Below are 18,303 nucleotides of genomic sequence, written 5' to 3'. Positions count from 1 at the left end.
GTGAATCAGTTTATTTGGCTAGCGGCGGCGGCGGCAGTTCCGGCAATTCTGGCAGGATTTGCGCTGATTCGGTTGCTAATGCGGATTGATCGATACGATCGAATGTTCTAAGCTGAATTCAATCTCATTCTGCTGCCCATGCCATTGGCTTCCACCATGAAACCCTTGTTTACGGGTCTGACTGATCCGGGGTTGCTTCGTTCTGTTAACCAGGATGACTATTATCTTGACCCACAGGGTCGCTTTTTTATCGTGGCAGACGGGATGGGCGGACACGCGGGCGGGCAGGAAGCTAGCCATATTGCCACCGAATCGATTCAAGCTTATCTGAACGAATACTGGGATTCCGACGACTCCTCGGCCGCTCTGCTCGAACAGGCTTTTTTACAGGCAAATCGCGCCATTCTTCAAGATCAGGTCAAGCACCCTGAGCGAGCGGATATGGGCACAACCGTAGTAGTTGTTCTGTTTCGCGATCAGGAGTCTTGGTGCGCTCATATTGGCGATTCTCGGCTTTATCGCCTGCGCGGGGCAAAGCTGCATCAAATCACGGAAGACCATACCTGGGTGGCACGGGCAACCAAACTGGGCGACCTGACTCCTGATCAAGCAAGGCTGCATCCCTGGCGGCATATTCTGTCGCGCTGTCTGGGACGAGAAGACGTAGGGCAAATTGATGTGCAGTCGTTTGAACTGCAATCGAACGATCGCCTCCTACTATGCAGCGATGGACTTACTGAAGAACTGCCTGACCACCTGATTGCTTTTCACCTGAAAACGATTCGAGCCTGCGATCGAGCGGCGGCAACGCTAGTGAGTGCGGCTAAAGAGCGAGGCGGACGGGACAACATTACGGTCGTAATTGTGGCATTTGAGGAGATTCCCGCGCCGGATGAGGTTCACCCTACAGGCGGACATTAATTCTGTCCTTTTTTCGTGTTTCCATTTTGCACAGGTGGGATAAGCTATTGCATGTACAAAGCTCAGGGTCTTTGGGCTGACGTTCAGGTTGCCGATTCTTCCGTTTGGTTTTATGACATTGCGACAGGCAGTTTTGGGCAAAAAGCGGTCTTCCCAGCGATCAGGGTGGGGACGAGCGTTCAGGCAAATGATATTGGGTGTGACGCTGTTGGGCGCAGTGGGGTTTGGCTATCAGCAAGTGGAAAGCTTATGGCAGAAGCCTCAAGCCGTGCTGGTATTGGGTGGCGCAACCGAGCGAGAAGAGTTTGCCGCTGAATTTGCCCAAACCCATCCTCATTTGCAAATCTGGGTATCTTCCGGCAGCAATCCTGAATACGCCGAATGGGTCTTTTCAGAAGCAGGCATTCCCGCCGATCGCGTCCATTTGGACTATCAGGCAGTCGATACGGTAACAAACTTCACCACGCTCGTCGATATGCTCAAGGCACAGGGCATTACCAGCGTTTACCTGATCACGTCGGATTACCACATGCGTCGCGCTCAGGTAATTGGTGAAATTATTCTGGGCAGTCGCGGCATTGATTTTAAGCCGATCGCCGTTCCCAGCCACGAAGCGAATGAGCCGATTGAAAAAGTGGTACGCGACGCAGCCAGAGCTGTATTGTGGGTGACAACGGGAAACACAGGCGCAGATTGGCTACAACGCTGGAAACACCCGATTCACTAATGCTTTGATTGGGAATGCTTGAACTGAAGGGCGATGGTTCAAGTTTGTAAATTCCCGCTCCACAAAGCGAAATCGATCGACCAAGATGGAAGAGTACCCTTGTTCTTCTGCGGCGATCGATTCTTACCATGATCACTACTCCACGGACGATGCCGGAGTCCGATTTCACGCCTGAAGATAGCCTCAATGAAGATCGTCTTGATCGGGTAGCGGATGAGCGGTTAAACCCATCTGAGCTTCAGACCGTGCTGGACATGCTGGCAGTGATGGAAACAACTGAAGAGCTTTCCCAGCTTCAGGCATTGACCGAAACACAAAAGCGGCAGGTCTGGGAAGCCACTCCAGAGACTCTGAAGCAAAAACTCTGGCAGCTTCGCAATCCGCCCGCTCTTTCTAAAAAGGCTGCATCGATCGGAGCCGCTAATTTCCAGAAGTCCGAGCAGGAATCTGAAACGGAAGAATCTGAAACAGACTTAGAGACAGAACTAGACGACGAAATCGAGGATCTCGGCCAAGATTTAGATCTAACCCAAGATTCCTATTCCTCTGTTCAAATTCAATTGACCGGAACTGGAACAGGTCAGCCAAACTTGGACATTGCGAATCAACCGTCTGAACCGCTTTACGCCGGTCGCTCAATTCCTCGCGTGGGCGATCGAATTATTCTGAAAGCTCATTCCAAACTAACTGCCTCGGAGCTAAAAGCCATTTGGCAATTAGAGCGGATTCAGGGCAGCGACGGTTATGTGAGCCATTCAACCTTGGGAACCCGCAGCTACCCATTAACCTGGATGGTTGTTTATGCCAGAGCGCAGCCAGAACAAGCAGAAGATTTAGCCGACGATTTGGACAGCGAGGAAGCATTTTAAAGGAGCTTGTTAATGAATTTGCTTCTGCTTAGTTTGCCTCTGCAACTTCCTCGGAAGGGGCTTCTACAGGCTCAGCGATCGGCGCCACGGCAATTGGCTCCAGACGAAAACCCACTACCGAAATTCCCTGACAGAAGAATCCCTGACGCGGACGAAGCTCAAATGCGGGTTCGCTACCTTTCTGGTATTCAGGCTCGGTCAGCAGTTTGCAGCCGTTTTCACAAGCGATCAACTGGATAGGAGTTTGGCGGGTGCGGGAGATAAGCAGATGGGTTGGGTTGAACATGACTGACCTCACTCAGTAGACTTTTAGTTAATTTCAGAGATGGTTTAGAACAAGACGCAAACAAACTGCCGGGCTTCTTGCTAAAGAACCCTGGTAATCTGACGAGCTTCAGTCTGCAATCAGCGACTGCACTCTGCGTCAGAAAAGTTAGTAATGAAACTAACAAACCAGCATAGGACTTGAGAATCGTTCGCAGGTACAAAACTAAAGGCGGCAAACCGTCACTCCGAAGGGGGACTTACCGCATAGAGGTCTATCTATGGGTAGCGTCAAAATTTCTGCCGATCGATCCAGATTTCGGCGAATGCTCAGGAATCTATCAAAATACGCATTGCACAAACATAGAATTATCTCAATGCTTAGCCTTGGAAGTTCGCCGGATCGAGGGCAATGAGGCGATGGAACGAGCCGGGGTGTTTAGTGTGGTGGCAGCAAGTGCGGTGACAATGAGTGCGGTGACAAGGGGGATTAAAGGCAGGTTTGGAAGATAGGCTCTCCATTCACTCCAGATTTACTCTGAGCCAATCAAAATCCTATCGTCATCCCATCGTCACACCAAATCCGTGCCGAAATTGCGATTCATAACGATCGCTTGAATCAACGAAAGCGGAACTTGATGGAAATACTGCCGCTGAAACTGCTCCTCCTGAACGGCATCTAAAAACGGCTGAATCCCTGAAAGGGAACCTTCTTCAGTCACGCTTAGCCTTAATTCAGACGGTTCAGTTTTACATGACTCGAACGGATAGGAAAAAGACAGTTGCTCACCTACTCGATCCACTTCAAATCCATATCGCTTCAGTAGAAGCAGCCCGATTTCTAGCGATCGAATGCTGATATTAAGCTGCTGAGCAATTTGCTCCTGCGAAGATGAGATTCTCGTGCGGCTGAGGTATTTTGCTACACCCACCAGCTGTTGCCAGTGATCGATCGGCGCATTTTCGTTTGGAGGGGGATATGCCAGGATCAGCGATCGTTGGGTTTGCTGTGCCTGCCGCAGCCACTGTCTAAGTTCATCCCAGCTTGCCGGACAGGTCGTGAGCTGAATTGCATCTTCGATTACGCTCCGGGGAGAACTGCTCTGCATTGCATTTCGAGTGAAATGAAGGGGTAAACCGGCAGAATCTCGGCAATCAATAATCCAATCGATGCTGAAATTTTCTGCTTGAGGAGTCACGCTACGAGTGGTTTGCAAATTGACCAGACGCACTTCGTACTGTTTGCGGTAGGCGTTAAAGTCCAGTTCAACGATCGCGTCACAAGGAACGCTTGGAATCTCGTCGCGATAGTGTCCCCACCAGACTCCAGGAAATCCTTGAGAGATAGTCTTATCCCAAATTTCAAACTCGGTTTTGATATAGCGAACTTTCCGCCCGCGCAGATCTTTGATATTGGCATTGCGAACATTGCGAAACCAGCAGTTTTGAATCAGTAGCCGGGGAACTGGATTTCCCATGCCGTAGGGTTCGAGCAGCTTCAGTTCACGAAACAGGTCTTTGCCCAATTCGGCGATCGTCACCGTCAGATCTGCGCTAGGCGTTGGAGCAGATAAACTGGCTTGCTGCTGACGAACCTGACGATTAATGGCTTCGGTAAAGAGCGGCAGATTTTCCAAAGGCAGCGTTAACCCAGCGGCAAGGGGATGTCCGCCAAAGTGCTGAATCAAATGAGCCTGAGTTTGAAACAGCGCGTACAGGTCAAGGTTGTGGGTCGATCGGGCTGAACCTCTCGCGATTAGGCTTGCTTCTGTTTCGTCATAAGTCAGCAAAATTGTGGGGCGATTCGTTTCCTGAGCGATTTGTCCTGCCACCAGTCCCAAAACACCCACCGACCACTGAGAGTCTGCCAGCACAATGACGCTTGTGGTAGACAAATCAATCTCCGTTAACCTTGCCTGGATCTGCTGCACCACGTCTTTTTGCAAAGATTTACGCCGCGTATTGGCAAGCTCGGTTTCTTGCGCCAGTTCCCGACAGCGATCGATCTCCCGACAAGTCAACAACTCCACCCCAAACCGGGCATCCCCCCGAATCCGACTGATCGCATTAATGCGCGGACCCAAACCAAAGGAAATATCCGTAGGACGATCGCCATTGCGCTGACACAGTTCCAACAAACAGGCAACCCCCGGACGAGAAGCAGTTTTGGGATTGCGCTGCTTTTGAAGCTGCTCGATGCCCCGCTGTGCCAAATAGCGACAGTCGCCCGTAAGATTCACCAGATCGGCAATTAAACCGATTGCCACCAGATCGAGCAAATCTGTGAGCGGACGAGTCGGTACATCCGGCAAAGTTTCATACAGAGCTTCAATGAGTTTGTATGCCACCGCAACGCCGGATAAATGGGCAAGCGGATGGGTTGCAGGCAAGGTGCGCGGGTTAATCATCGCGACGACAGGAGGACGCAGTGCAGGCAGCGTGTGGTGATCGGTAATGATGACTTCGATGCCCTGCTGCTGGGCGTATTCCAGCTCAGATAAATTGGTGCTGCCTGTGTCGCAGGTGACGATTAACCGATAGCCTGCTGCAATTAGCCCATTTATACCGCCGATCGATAAACCGTGGGATTCGGTCAGCCGATTTGGAATCACATAAGTCAATTGCTCAGGCAAGAAAAACTGTCCTAGTCCTTCCCACAACACTGCCGTTGCTGTAATTCCGTCTGCGTCAAAATCTCCCCAAATGGTAACCTTCTCTGCGTTTTGCCTTGCCTGAACTAAGCGCTCGACTGCCCAGCTCATCTCTTGCCCAAATGCAAACGGACTGATGGGCTGATACTGATTTGGATTCAGGTAACCATCAATCTGCTGCAGCGATCGAACGCCGCGCTGCCAGAGAAGCTGGGCTGCTCGATGTGCTTGAAGCATTTCATCGGCTAAAGCTTTTCTTGCTGCCTGCTGCACTGCTTCCAGAAATTCACTGGGTAAATCAGCCGTTGCCTGAACTTGCCACTCTACCTTACGCATATCCGCATCCTCGTTAAGGCATCGCCTGCTGCTCTAGCTCTGCTGCTTATCGTAGTACGACGGTACTGAATCAGTAAATCAACACTTTGATCGGATGGAATGTTGAGAAAGGCATGACTGTGACCCAAACTATTCTCAATAAAAGTGCCCAATAATAAAGTGCCCAACAAAAAACTGTCCAGCAAACTGTCAGGATTATCGATTGCCGTGCCTGAATGGGATGGTAGCGTATTGCACGGGCTGAATCGCAGCTCTTGCTGATATTCACAGATATATCCAGCCTTGTACAGAAGCTGGACTAAACAACCTAATTTCGAGGAGTGAGTTCATGATTTGTCGTTTTAATTCGTCCTGCCAGATCCAATTTCTAAAGCTCAACCGATTCGAAATGAATTCCTTGAGTTTGCTGATAAGCGCGATCGTTCTTACGGGTGGATCGATCGGCTTCCTGCCGCGATTAGCGCAGAGCGCGACTCCGAAGGAAATGGCTCAGGTACAGTCTGTGCTTCAAGAGCAGGGTTCGCTTCAACCGATGCAGCAAGAGCATCTTTTTTCCGGAGAGGCAGGTCAAATCGTAACGATTTCGCTTAATAGCGGCGAATTTGACACCTACCTTACGTTACTTGACCCTAGCGGTCGAGAAATTGCAGCAAATGATGATTATGCTCGCAGCCTCAATTCCTCACTCGTGGTCACACTTCCCGAAAATGGGCAGTACAAGGTGCTTGCGCGTTCTTTTAGTGGGCAGGGCGGCAGCTACACAATCAGCGTCAAACCTGCGACCCCCTTTGATCAGGCGTATTCCAGAGGGGTTCGCTTGTTCTCAGAAGGCAAACTTGAGGAAGCCGCAACCGCACTTTCCGAAGCCATTCAAATTGAGCCAAATCAGCCTGCCCCCTATCTCGATTGCGCTGAAGTTGCCTATGCTCAAGGTAATTTGTCGTTAGCCATTTCTAACTATCAGCAAGCTGCCGATCTCTACGAGAAAGCAGGAAACAGCGACGCGGCGAATCAAATTCGTCAACAGCTCGCTGTTTTGCAAACTCAGTCTGCTCTATAGCGGGTAGGGAGGCGAGTGACTGGGGAGTGGATGAGTGAAGAAGGAAAGGGGGACGTTAATTAAGACGGTTCGGGTGCAGGAGCTTCGCTAGCAGGTTTGATGGGCAGCAGTTTGGCGGGAATTCCCACCGCAGTTCGTCCAGCAGGAATGTCGGATAAAACAACGGCATTGGCGCCAATGTTGGCATCATCCCCAATTTCCACATTGCCCAGGAGTTTTGCTCCGGCTCCCACATTGACGCGTTTGCCAAGCTTTGGGGCATCAAACGGGCGATCGAGGTAGCGATTTCCCAGCGTCACCCCCTGACGGATAATGCTGTCATCCCCAATTGTGCTGTAACCGTGGACGATAATGCCGCTCTGATGTTCCACAACAACCCGACGACCCAGCTTGACGGTGAAGGGCAAATCAATGCCGTAGGTGTTGCGAACTTTGCGATAAAGCGATCGATACAAAATACTGAACGGGGCACGCAAAAGCTTCGGCTGAATCTTCATGCGCCAAACGCCAAACCGCTGCACTGCCACCGCTCGAAATCCCGGTTTCGTCCAGTCGCGCCCGTGGGCTTCCCAGTCCTCCCGAATCTGCTGCCAGAGACTTAATTCGGGCTCAGCGAGTTCGGGGATTCCCTGCCTAGGGAACTGCGAAGCAACCGGGCTATCCGTGGAACTGACCATCGGACTATCGGCTGGACTGGACTGAGAATTATTTATATCAGGTAAGCCTGCTTTCAAGAATTCCGTCATCGTTTTGACCAGAACGCTATTTCGAATAAAGTCTACGAGTAGATGGGGCGGGTCTGTATCTGTCTTGCGCTGAATTACCCGTCGCACTCGCCACAGTACAAAGCTCACTGCCCACACCAATTCAGCAAGAACGGCATACCACCAGCCGTAGTTTTTAGTGAAAAATCGTCGCCGCGAGTCAAACCAGTAGGTCGGGCGACGTTTAGGGGCAATTTTCGTATCGGTGACACCAGAGCTTTGCCCTACAAAATGAACAACTCGGCTCTGGGGCACATACCAGCAAGACCATCCCGCCCGCTGAACTGCCAAACAGAAATCAACCTCCTCGTAATAGAGAAAATAGTCCTCGTCCATTAGCCCGACACTTTCCCAGACCGATCGCCGCACAATCATGCTGGCTCCAGCAACCCAGCCGACCTGGCATTCACCTTCCGGGACGGGTGGGGCAACCGTCCAGGGCGCAAGCAGCTTTGAAATAATGCCCAGCCGCAGCCCATCATCCAGCTCACTCAAAACCGTGGGAAAGCGAAACGCTGATCGCTGAGGGGTTCCGTCTAGCTCTTCTAGTCGACTGCCTGCAATTCCCGCTTCAGGATGGCGATCCATAAATTCGACCAGCGTTGCTAGCGCTTGCGGTCGCACGATCGTGTCGGGATTCAACAGCAAAATGTAGTCAGGCGGCGTTTCCCCTGCAAGAATTTGGCGGACTGCGGCATTGTTGCCCGCTGCATAGCCCCGATTCTGCTCAAGCGGCAGGAATGTCACCCAGTTCCACTGCGCGTCGGCAATCGCGGCTGAGATTTTCTCTACTGAGCCATCGTTTGAACAGCCATCAACTACATACACCTGAGTACCAGGCAGTGTCTCTACTTCTGACACTAGTGATTCCAAACAGCTGATTGTTAAATCTGCCGTGCGGTAGTTGAGAACTATAACTGCGAGGCGGATAGCGCAGTCGGATGAACCAGAGGCTTGGAACGAGGCCTGAGTTGTCGCAGACATAATCTTCCTGACGCAGTAAAAACAGCAGTGAAATCAAGTTGTGAGAGCAGAAAAACTGCTCCTATCCGTTATTCTCCTACCACAGTAGTCACAATTACCCCAGTGAACTGTAAAAGCTTGTTCAGTACCATTGTCGCAATTACAAAGTTTTGGAAAAGAATGATTTTAAATTGGTAAAAACCGGGGCGATATGGGCTTTTTTTGGCTGTGCTTCTAGTAACTTGTGGTAGCTTGGATGGAATAATTCAGACAGTGTTTCGCTACCACTTACCGATCGCAGGCTTGCCATTCCCTAAATGCTCGGTACACAGAAATAACAGGGATTGCATCGATATCTCGCCAGGCTCATTCAGGTTTTTGTTCTAGTTCTGGTTGTGCTTCCTTACTACTTAATTAGGTTCCTAGTAGAAATATGAAAGCCTCGCTGAATACTAATTCGCCTGCCCAGCGACACCCGAATCAGGGTCAGTTTTTAGTAATTTCATCTTATTCATCTCTGCTTTACCAGCATTCTCGCAAGGAGGGGTTCCGTCGCTCGATCGCAACGCTCCTGCTTAGCCTGACGGCATGGACGACCGCAGCAACGTTTCCTGTTCTCGCTCAAACTGCTCCGACTGAACCCGCCCCGACCACTCCGGCTGCTGCCCAAACCGCTCCAGAACAGTCCTCTTCCGAAGATGCAGCGGAAGCAACGGGTGGGCTAACGCAAACCACTCCGGCTCCAGCCCTGCCCCAGTCTCCTCCTGGTGCGCTGCCTCAACCCAATCGAACGATTATTCCACCTCCACTCACAGCCGCTCCGTTTGAAAATGCCTACTTGCTTGGGCCTGGAGACCAAATTCAGATTGATATTTTTGATGTGCCAGAGTTAAGTGGCGAGGCAGGTCGTCACACCGTCTCGATCGACGGAACGATTCGGCTTCCTTGGGCAGGAACCTTACGGGTTCAGGGACTCAGCCTCGACCAAGCGACGGCTGCAATCTCAAGAGCCTATGCAGCTTATATCAACAACCCCCTTGTTTCAGTCAATCTGGCAGCGGTTCGCACCCTTCAAATTAGCGTTGCAGGTGAAGTCAAACGCCCCGGTGCCTACGCCATTAATCCAGGCAGCGTCACAAATGCTACTCTCGCTGGTGATGCAGCAGCGGGCACCTCTACTGGAAATGAGTGGCCCACGCTCTCTCAGGCAATTCAAGCGGCAGGCGGAATTACTCAGTCTGCGGACCTCCGGCAAGTGCAGATTCGCCGTCCCCAGCCCGATGGTGCGATCGAAATTATCGACGCAAACCTCTGGGATCTGGTAAAAAGTGGCAATCTTAATCAGGACGTGCGGCTACGCGATCGAGACATTGTTTATATTCCCACTGCAACTGCGCTCAGCAACGAGGAACTCTTGACTCAGGGGATAGCAAACCTTTCTCCAGCCACGATTCAAGTCAACGTCGTGGGTGAAGTGGGAGCACCCGGAGTGGTTGCAGTGCCACCCAATACCCCGCTTAATCAGGCACTCCTGGCAGCAGGTGGATTTGAGTCTAGACGTGCCAGACGCAGCCGCGTAGAACTCATTCGCCTCAACCCCAATGGCACTGCTACCCGACGCACCGTAGAAGTCGATCTGGCAGCAGGAGTGAATGAGCAAACCAATCCCTCCTTGCGGGAATACGACACAATCGTGGTTAGCCGTTCTGGGCTGGCAAGGACTGGGGATTTTCTCAGTGCTGTCTTAGCTCCCTTCTCTGGAGTGCTGGGGGCAGTTGGGAGCATCTTTAACATTGTGGATACGATCACAACAATTGGGGATGATAACAACGACTCTGATGATGACGACGACGATGACGACGACTTTGATAACAACAACTAATGCCTTTAAAGCTTGCTGAATCCATTCCCCAGTGTTTTTTCTTCGATGCTTAAAGCTTAAAAGTTAAGTCAGTGTTCTTCTGATATCCGGCAATCTACCGACTGTAGTCCACGCATTTAACTGTGTTTAATGTTGCCTGAAACACCAATCATTCCTGATTAGGGTGGGTCACTTGAGCTTATAAAGAGGTCAATATGGAAATAGAGCAAACAGTTCAATCCTTAGCCCCCAGTATGAGAGGCAGACCAATTGCCCCACTCCCGTCTAGCGACCTAGACGAAGCCGATGTCTCTCCTAACCGAGGCTTGAATCTGCGTGCCCTCGGTCGAACGATTCAGCGGCAGGCTCTGCTAATTGCAGGAGTGGCAACGGCAACCACTGCCCTGGCGATCTTTCAAGCCATGAAAATCCCCCTGACCTATGAGGGAGACTTTCAGCTTCTAGTCGAGCCAGTCACAAACGAAGCTCGGATTGCCGATCCGCTAACTGTGACGCGAACCGAAGGCGGAGTTCCGGGGCGGGATGTGTTTACACTAGACTATGCCACTCAGATCGAGATTCTGCAAAACCCAGAAATGCTGAACTCGATCGTGCAGCAGGTCAAATCTCAGTATCCCGACTTTAGCTATGTCAACCTGCGAGAAGGATTAGTCGTTGAGCGGCTAGTTTCAGAAGAATCTCCCGATGCCACCCGTATCATCAAAATCACGTTTGAAGGAAACGATCCAGGGCTGGTGCAGGAAGTTTTGAAAGTCACTGCCGATCGTTTCTTGCAGTACAGTCTCGAAGATCGCAAGAGCCGATTTGGAGAAGGGATCAAGTTTATTGAGGATCAGCTTCCCGAACTGCAACAGCGGGTTAGAAGTGTCCAGGATCAGCTTCAGCGACTTCAGCAGCAGTACAACTTAATTAATCCTGAAATACAGGGAGGCCAGCTCTCTGAGCAGGTCAATAACATTACCAGTCTGCGCTTAGAAACCGATCGCGAGCTCCAGGAGCAAAGAACGCTCTATTCCAATCTCCAGCGGCAGCTCCAGCTTAGCCCGCAGGAGGCGATCGCGGCTTCTGCCCTCAGTGAAGACCCGAACTACCGGGCACTTCAAACGGCTCTACAGGAAATTCAAAGCCAGATTGCGGTTGAGTCTGCCCGGTTTAGCGACCAAAGCCCTGTGTTGCTCTCCCTCAGGCAGCGGGAAGCGAACCTGGCTAGTTTGATGAATCAGCAGGCACAGCGGATTGTTGGACGGGCAGCAGGACAGAATGGATCGGGTGGCAACCCTCAAGTGCTGGCATTCCAAAACTCGATTCGGCTCGGACTAATCGAACAGATGGTAACAGCGGGTAACCAGATTCAGATGCTAGAAGCCCGCAGTCGGGAGATTAATCAAGCCACGAATCAGTTTAGGGGACGGATTCAGCAATTTCCAGCGATCGCCCGCCAGTACAACGACCTGACACGGGACCTGGAAATCGCAACGCAAACGCTCGATCGTCTGTTGACCCAGCGAGAAACTCTGCGAGTTGAAGCGGCACAAACCGAAATTCCCTGGGAGATGGTATCTGAGCCAACGATTCCTCGGGATGCAGAGGGAAATCCAGTTCCTGGACCTTCGAGAGCCGCCAATCTGGTCATTGCAGGCGTGGGGGCAGGGCTACTGCTGGGGACACTTCTGGCACTGATGCTGGAGCGGTATCGCAATGTGTTTTACACGATCGAGGACATCCAAGACACGATCAAGCTGCCGACCACAGGCGTCATTCCCTTTTCCAGAGGGGCAAAGCAGTCCCTTGATTTTCCGACAGCGTTTGGCGCATCAGGAGATGTGGAAGACAGCCGCCTGGAAACCGCAGCGTTCCGTGAATCGTTTAGCGATCTGTATTCCAACATTCGCTTAGCGGAACCGCCAATTCGCGCCTTGATGGTGTCTTCTGCGGAGGCTGGAGACGGCAAAACGACGATTGCCCTTTATCTGGCACAAACGGCAGCGGGTGCGGGGCAGCGAGTTTTGCTTGTAGACACTAACCTGCGTCAGCCTCAGGTTCAAAGCCGTCTGGATCTGCGAAATGCAAAAGGGCTGAGTGATTTGCTTACGAGCAATGTCAGCGCAGATGAAGTCATTCAACGATCGCCCCTGGCTGAGAATCTGTATGTGTTGACGGCTGGCTCGATGATGCCGGGGTCAGCAAGGCTGCTCGGCTCGGATCAGATGAAGCAGCTAATGGAAAAATTCCGCTCTGCTTTTGACCTGGTCATTTACGATACACCCCATCTGTTTGGCGTAACGGATGCCAACTTCCTTACTGCTGAAGTCGATGAAGTTCTGCTTGTGATTGCAACCGGTAAAACCAACCGCAATGCAGTGCAGCGCGTCCTGAATAAGTTAACCGGGCTGCCGATGTCAGGAGTCAGTCTGGTCGTTAATCATCTGCGTGAACACGGTGATCCGACTGGAGCGTACACGAACTACAGTCAGAAGTCACTCTCGTCTCGACGCGATGGTTAGCCCTTGATGCGAGGATAGCAATGGCTACGTAAGCGGCTCCGAAACAGTAGACTATAGACTTTAAGGGGTGAATTAGAGAAATTCATCCCTTTTTATTTGATAGCGATCGTCCTCCCCTGCGAAGGTACGCCCCTTACCCCCCTTTTCCTCGTTGGTTAGACAATAGTAACCATTGTAGGAATTCGATGTTGGATGAACTGGATAAGGTGAGTTGCCAAACGTGGTCGATCCTAATCACTAAGTAATACCAATTCTGCGAGAGTAGACGACAGATGATATAAGACTGGTAGAGAGTTCAATCGTAGAGTATGGCAGGGATTTACAAACTGGAAATCCAAGAGAGTAAAGCGGACCTCAAGCAGTTGTTGAGAGAGCAGAAAACAGCATCCGGCAAAGAACGAATTCACTTGCTGTACTTACTCAAAAGCAAGCAAGCTCCAACAGGGCAGGAAGCCGCATCTATGTTGAGGCGGCACCGAGCGACATTACAGGAGTGGCTGCGATTGTACCGAAAAGGCGGCATCGCTGAGTTGCTCAAGCGCAAAACGTCTTCAGGGAGACGACGTGCGATTCCTGCATGGGCAGAGAAAGCATTGCAGAAACGCTTAGAGGAACCGCAAGGCTTTGATGGGTATCAAGCAATTTGCGACTGGTTGGAGAGTCAGTTAGGGATTGAGGCAAAGTATAAAACGGTGCATAAACTGGTGTATTACCGCTTGCACCAATGGGACAGGTGCAATGGCAATTTCAAGCAACTTACTTTATGGCATTGTGGAACCGAAAATGGGGGAGCATTTTTTCTTTGAGTTTTCTCATCTCAACACCGATTGCTTCCCAGTGTTTTTGAATTTAGTCTCTGACCAGTTCAAGGATGATTTTTTAATTATTCGATTGGACAATGGTGGTTTTCACAAAGCCAAGCGCTTGAAGGTTCCCAACAATATTATTCTGTTGTTTCAACCCCCTCATTGTCCTGAGCTGAACCCGATTGAGCAAGTGTGGCAATATCTGAAGCGACGATTGCGTTGGAGCTTACCAGCAACCCTTGACCAGTTACGTCAGCAGTTGAGAGAACGACTGGAAGTACTGACCCCTGAGATAGTTGTAGCAATTACGAGACGCCAGTCCATACTGCATGCTCTATCTGTCACCCAAATTTAGAGAATTGGTATAACGAGAATCGAATCAGACCGCCTTTTATTGCAGCTAAATCAACTTGTGATTCCTGAAAAACAAAAAAGGAGATAGGAAAGCCTACCCCCTTTTTATTTACGATTGGCTCAATTGAAGAACGAACTTAACCCTTAGTAGCGATAGTTGTTGGAACCGGGCTTGTGAACGATAAAGCTCATTACCTGGCACTGCTTGATGTTGTCAAACGCAACTACGCGGATGTAGCAGTTGGGGAACTCAGAGCGGCACTGCTGCACTTCGCTCAGCACTTCCTGAGGGCTGCGAGCGTTGAACAGAGGCAGCTTCCACATTGTCCAGTAATACATCTCAGCTGCAGAGTCTTCGTTGAACTCGATACAGGGAAAATAGCCTTGATCGATTGTGTACTGGATCTGACGGGAAATTTGCGCATCGCTGAGCGGAGGCAGATAAGAAAAAGTTTCGTAACGCCGCTCTTTAGGTAAAGTCTTCATGATTGATCAGTTCAGGTTTTAGGTTTACAAGGAGCAAATCTTGAGTTGCCTTTTGCTCAACGGCATTTGCTAAACGCTACTCGTTAGACTCACTATCAGAGGTGTTTTCTAAACGGGGGGCAGCAGGATTGCTTGCCTGATCAGGATTGGTTCCATCAACGCTTACTTGCGTCATGCGTTCAAGCTGCTGACGACGCTGCTCGATATTCGCTTGCTGAATCGTCGATCGCAGCATTTCGGGCAGCACCTCTGCAATTTCCTCCGCGATATGTTCTCGAACGGTTAGAATCCGAAATGCCAGTTCTTGTCGTTCGCGAAACAGCGATCGTAAAAACGCTTCACCATCCTGGACACCCGCTCTAGTCGAGAACTGACGGAGCCAGAGTGCCCTCGGCGGATCAGTCTCATCCAGTTGAGCAGCCACCGTTCGCATCGCTTGATAGGTGAGGTAGCTAATGAGCGTTTTGGCAGTATCTTTGGCAATTTGCCTGAGATCCATAGGAGACGGATGAATGAAGGATGAAGCATGAGGTAAGAATAACAGCTTATTTCTGTCGGTTCAGAAGGAGGCTGCAATTCGCTCTCTGTCCTGCATCCTTCATCTTCGCCTCTTAGATAGTGTCTTGTGCTTCAAACTCGAACTTGATTTCCTTCCACAGTTCGCAAGCGGTAGCCAGCTCAGGTGACCAACGGCAAGCCTCACGGATAATGTCGCCGCCTTCACGCATCAGGTTACGACCTTCGTTCCGAGCCTGGACACAAGCTTCCAGAGCCACGCGGTTAGCCGTTGCACCAGGCGCATTACCCCAGGGGTGACCCAGCGTACCACCACCGAACTGAAGCACGGAGTCGTCGCCGAAGATTTCAACCAGTGCAGGCATGTGCCATACGTGAATACCACCCGATGCGACCGCCATCACGCCCGGCATCGAAGCCCAGTCCTGAGTGAAGTAAATTCCCTTCGAGCGATCTTGCTCCACATAGTTTTCACGCAGCAGATCCACGAAGCCCAGAGTCACTGCCTGGTCGCCTTCCAGCTTACCCACAACCGTTCCAGTGTGGATGTGGTCACCGCCCGACATCCGCAGACACTTCGCCAGAACGCGGAAGTGCATCCCGTGGTTCTTCTGACGATCGATCACGGCGTGCATTGCGCGGTGGATGTGAAGCAGAACCCCATTGTCCCGGCACCACTTCGACAGGGTTGTGTTCGCGGTGAAGCCTGCCGTCAGGAAGTCGTGCATGATGATGGGCATTCCGAGTTCTTTGGCATACTCGGCGCGCTTCAGCATGTCTTCACAGGTTGCAGCCGTCACGTTCAGGTAGTGACCTTTGATTTCACCCGTTTCAGCCTGGGCTTTGTGAATTGCCTCAGCGACGAAGGTGAAACGATCGCGCCACCGCTGGAACGGCTGCGAGTTAATGTTTTCGTCGTCTTTGGTAAAGTCTAGACCGCCGCGCAGACACTCATACACTGCACGACCGTAGTTCTTCGCAGAGAGACCGAGCTTCGGCTTGATGGTACAGCCCAGCAGCGGACGACCGTATTTGTTGATCTTGTCGCGCTCAACCTGAATACCATGGGGCGGTCCCTGGAACGTCTTCAGGTAAGCCACGGGAATCCGCAGGTCTTCCAGACGCAGGGCTTTCAGGGCTTTGAAACCAAACACGTTACCCACGATCGAGGTGAGCATGTTGGTGACAGAGCCTTCCTCGAACAGATCCAGCGGATAAGCAATGTATGCGATGAACTGGTTATCTTCGCCAGGAACGGGTTCGATGTCGTAGCAGCGACCCTTATAGCGATCGAGATCCGTCAGCAGGTCTGTCCAAACGGTGGTCCAGGTTCCGGTTGAGGATTCTGCGGCAACGGCTGCACCAGCTTCTTCGTAAGGAACTCCAGGCTGAGGAGTCACACGGAACGCTGCCAGGATGTCTGTATCCTTCGGCGTGTAGTCGGGCGTGTAGTAGGTCAGGCGATAATCTTTTACACCTGCCTGATACCCAGCTTTAGTCTGGGTTTTAGTTTGAGAGTACGACATGATTTCCCTTCCTGTGAATCACTTCGATCCGAACGCGAAATCCGAACATAGAAACCCTACCCTGCTCACACGCAGCTTGCAGACGCGATCCTTAAAGCGATTGCGTCAAACAGGCAAGTATGCGCCAACCAATTATTGGGCTACCAACATGGGCTACCAACAGCCACAAAAATTCTGTAGTGCTGATCCAGTCAGTCTTGAGTCAGGGCAAATCAACTGGCAACCTTAATATTATCTTTATGTCTGCCCTGTTCACGGGTTCATTCAAAAATATATCAGGAATGTAATAAGTGTATATTTGAATCTTCTTAGTTTATAGATAACGATTGTTTATATATTTGTCGATTGATGAAGCGGAAGACAGACTAGATTTGTTGCTTCTGTTTGCCTGATCAGCGTTTCACGTTTTGCGTCACGGTGAACGTCTTGACTGCTGCTGATCTTAAGAAATATTAAATCATTTAATTGAATTTCCATGCAGGACGTGGTCATTCTGTCAAGCTGATTCAATCGCCTGAAGCAGGCATAGCCGTAGGGATTCAGGCAATTCTGTTTTCTCTCGACGATCGGTTTTAACGCAGACATGAATGGTATGAGCAGCGGCTGCAATTTGATTTGATGACGTTTGATTCGTTGAGGCGATCGAATAGTTCAACCTGAACTTGCTGGCTTTAATTTCGATCGGCTGAAGGTGAACTTGATATACATCGCCACAGCGCATTGGATGTAAAAAGTCAATGCTGGCATGAACGATCGGAACGGCGATCGATCGAGCCGAAAAAAATTCGTTTAAATCAATTCCGCCGGATGCTAATAACGCCTCATAGCTTTCGTGGCAGATCGAGAGGATATTTGCGAAATAAACGACTCCGGCAGCATCAGTGTCACTAAACCGAATGGTGCGTTGATAGGTGAAGGGCATTTTAAGGAGTATTTCAGAAGTTGTACGGTTGGTGGTTAAGGTTTTGCAGTCCCCTAAATTCTCTAACGCTGGGGGATTTTAAGTTGTAGAACGCTCTGATGGGAAAGGAAAGCCTGCAAGATTTGGTGTCTTCTAAAGTTGGCTCCTGTGTCCATATCAGTCACGATATCTGACAACTCGGCTGGCGATTCGCCCCAACCCTAAAGGCTGGTAATGCTGGAGGAGCCGATCGATTTTCCATTCAAAGTCGCCCAGCATTGAGGAATTTAAGCGGCTGTAAAACCTCGAACCGTCGCTAACGTTGCTAGCTTAACTGGTCTTACCCAACTGCGATCGACACTGTAGCTTTAGCTAGAAGGACTTCAGGGACTTTACCACTTCCCTAATATGCTTCAAACCTCTTCCTGAATTAGAAGATCTGCTGTAGTACGGAGGTTCCCAATCGCCCCTGATGGCATACATTAAATAGGCACTCTTGGAGAAATATCTCCGATCGCCCAATGTCACTCGCTTTCCTCCTATGTCCGCGACTCAACAGCCTGTGAATTCTCAAGCCACCCCCCAAATTTCTGTCCAGCAAAGAATTGAAGAACTGCGAAAGCTGCTGCGAAAGGCAAGTTACGACTATTACGTATTGGATAATCCCAGCCTTCCTGATGAAGTTTATGATCGCCTTTATCGGGAACTGCAAGAGCTGGAACAGCAGCATCCAGAGCTGATTACGCTTGATAGCCCAACGCAGCGTGTGGGGG

The 18,303-nt window shown here is 50.7% G+C and carries 18 protein-coding genes; 11 read left to right on the top strand and 7 right to left on the bottom strand.

Features of this window, described 5'->3' with window-relative positions; all coding sequences use genetic code 11:
* The 4 genes from H6F80_RS31475 to H6F80_RS26795 all read left to right on the top strand — a co-directional run bounded on the left by H6F80_RS31475 (window position 1) and on the right by H6F80_RS26795 (window position 2,517).
* Complete coding sequence (locus H6F80_RS31475; RefSeq protein WP_518523663.1) at window positions 1–111, top strand: hypothetical protein; 111 nt, start codon at window positions 1–3, stop codon at window positions 109–111.
* Window positions 112–138: 27 nt separating this feature from the next.
* Entirely contained in the window at window positions 139–921 is a 783-nt protein-coding gene (locus H6F80_RS26805; RefSeq protein WP_518523662.1) for a PP2C family protein-serine/threonine phosphatase, read from the top strand.
* Window positions 922–1,033: 112 nt separating this feature from the next.
* Entirely contained in the window at window positions 1,034–1,648 is a 615-nt protein-coding gene (locus H6F80_RS26800; RefSeq protein ID WP_190794569.1) for a YdcF family protein, read from the top strand.
* A gap of 128 nt (window positions 1,649–1,776) precedes the next feature.
* Window positions 1,777–2,517, top strand: coding sequence for a hypothetical protein (locus H6F80_RS26795; RefSeq protein ID WP_190794568.1), 741 nt, complete (start codon window positions 1,777–1,779; stop codon window positions 2,515–2,517).
* Between the two features lie 28 nt (window positions 2,518–2,545).
* On the opposite strand, the gene H6F80_RS26790 is transcribed toward H6F80_RS26795, so the two are convergent.
* Window positions 2,546–2,803, bottom strand: a complete 258-nt coding sequence (locus tag H6F80_RS26790) for a hypothetical protein (RefSeq protein ID WP_190794567.1) — start codon at window positions 2,801–2,803, stop codon at window positions 2,546–2,548.
* A gap of 365 nt (window positions 2,804–3,168) precedes the next feature.
* On the opposite strand from H6F80_RS26790, the gene H6F80_RS30500 reads away from it, so the two are divergent.
* Entirely contained in the window at window positions 3,169–3,294 is a 126-nt protein-coding gene (locus tag H6F80_RS30500; RefSeq protein WP_277879274.1) for a hypothetical protein, read from the top strand.
* A 59-nt stretch (window positions 3,295–3,353) separates the two neighbouring features.
* On the opposite strand, the gene recJ is transcribed toward H6F80_RS30500, so the two are convergent.
* Entirely contained in the window at window positions 3,354–5,768 is a 2,415-nt protein-coding gene (gene recJ / locus H6F80_RS26785) for a single-stranded-DNA-specific exonuclease RecJ (RefSeq protein ID WP_190794566.1), read from the bottom strand.
* Between the two features lie 388 nt (window positions 5,769–6,156).
* On the opposite strand from recJ, the gene H6F80_RS26780 reads away from it, so the two are divergent.
* Window positions 6,157–6,828: a PPC domain-containing protein gene (locus H6F80_RS26780; RefSeq protein ID WP_206755117.1), complete on the top strand. Its 672-nt coding sequence runs from the start codon at window positions 6,157–6,159 to the stop codon at window positions 6,826–6,828.
* A 59-nt stretch (window positions 6,829–6,887) separates the two neighbouring features.
* On the opposite strand, the gene H6F80_RS31470 is transcribed toward H6F80_RS26780, so the two are convergent.
* Window positions 6,888–8,576: a glycosyltransferase gene (locus tag H6F80_RS31470; protein ID WP_242067590.1), complete on the bottom strand. Its 1,689-nt coding sequence runs from the start codon at window positions 8,574–8,576 to the stop codon at window positions 6,888–6,890.
* Window positions 8,577–8,988: 412 nt separating this feature from the next.
* On the opposite strand from H6F80_RS31470, the gene H6F80_RS26765 reads away from it, so the two are divergent.
* From H6F80_RS26765 to H6F80_RS29310, 4 genes are all read left to right on the top strand, one after another.
* Entirely contained in the window at window positions 8,989–10,437 is a 1,449-nt protein-coding gene (locus tag H6F80_RS26765; RefSeq protein WP_190794564.1) for a polysaccharide biosynthesis/export family protein, read from the top strand.
* Between the two features lie 233 nt (window positions 10,438–10,670).
* Window positions 10,671–12,941 carry a GumC family protein gene (locus H6F80_RS26760; protein ID WP_190794563.1) on the top strand — a complete coding sequence of 757 codons (2,271 nt, stop codon included), beginning with the start codon at window positions 10,671–10,673 and terminating at the stop codon, window positions 12,939–12,941.
* Window positions 12,942–13,249: 308 nt separating this feature from the next.
* Window positions 13,250–13,747, top strand: coding sequence for a helix-turn-helix domain-containing protein (locus H6F80_RS29315; RefSeq protein ID WP_199296854.1), 498 nt, complete (start codon window positions 13,250–13,252; stop codon window positions 13,745–13,747).
* A complete protein-coding gene (locus H6F80_RS29310) occupies window positions 13,680–14,102 on the top strand; it encodes a transposase (RefSeq protein ID WP_199296853.1) in 423 nt (140 codons plus the stop codon). Before H6F80_RS29315 ends, H6F80_RS29310 begins: the two co-directional genes overlap by 68 nt.
* Window positions 14,103–14,245: 143 nt before the next feature.
* Here H6F80_RS29310 and H6F80_RS26750 read toward each other — a convergent pair whose 3' ends face one another.
* From H6F80_RS26750 to H6F80_RS26735, 4 genes are all read right to left on the bottom strand, one after another.
* A complete protein-coding gene (locus tag H6F80_RS26750) occupies window positions 14,246–14,587 on the bottom strand; it encodes a ribulose bisphosphate carboxylase small subunit (RefSeq protein WP_190794562.1) in 342 nt (113 codons plus the stop codon).
* 76 nt (window positions 14,588–14,663) lie between these two features.
* Window positions 14,664–15,086: a RuBisCO chaperone RbcX gene (rcbX, locus tag H6F80_RS26745; protein ID WP_190794561.1), complete on the bottom strand. Its 423-nt coding sequence runs from the start codon at window positions 15,084–15,086 to the stop codon at window positions 14,664–14,666.
* 112 nt (window positions 15,087–15,198) lie between these two features.
* On the bottom strand, window positions 15,199–16,629 hold the full coding sequence (locus H6F80_RS26740; RefSeq protein ID WP_190794560.1) for a form I ribulose bisphosphate carboxylase large subunit: 1,431 nt from the start codon (window positions 16,627–16,629) through the stop codon (window positions 15,199–15,201).
* 496 nt (window positions 16,630–17,125) lie between these two features.
* Entirely contained in the window at window positions 17,126–17,551 is a 426-nt protein-coding gene (locus H6F80_RS26735) for an acyl-CoA thioesterase (RefSeq protein ID WP_190794559.1), read from the bottom strand.
* A 520-nt stretch (window positions 17,552–18,071) separates the two neighbouring features.
* Here H6F80_RS26735 and H6F80_RS26730 point away from each other — a divergent pair.
* Window positions 18,072–18,303: DNA ligase LigA-related protein (locus H6F80_RS26730; RefSeq protein WP_190794558.1), on the top strand; the 232-nt coding region annotated here is incomplete at its 3' end.

Origin of the sequence: Leptolyngbya sp. FACHB-711 (assembly GCF_014695615.1) — a bacterium.
In the GTDB taxonomy this organism is placed as follows: Bacteria; Cyanobacteriota; Cyanobacteriia; order Elainellales; family Elainellaceae; genus Leptolyngbya_A.
This window is presented reverse-complemented; position numbering and strand designations above follow the sequence as displayed.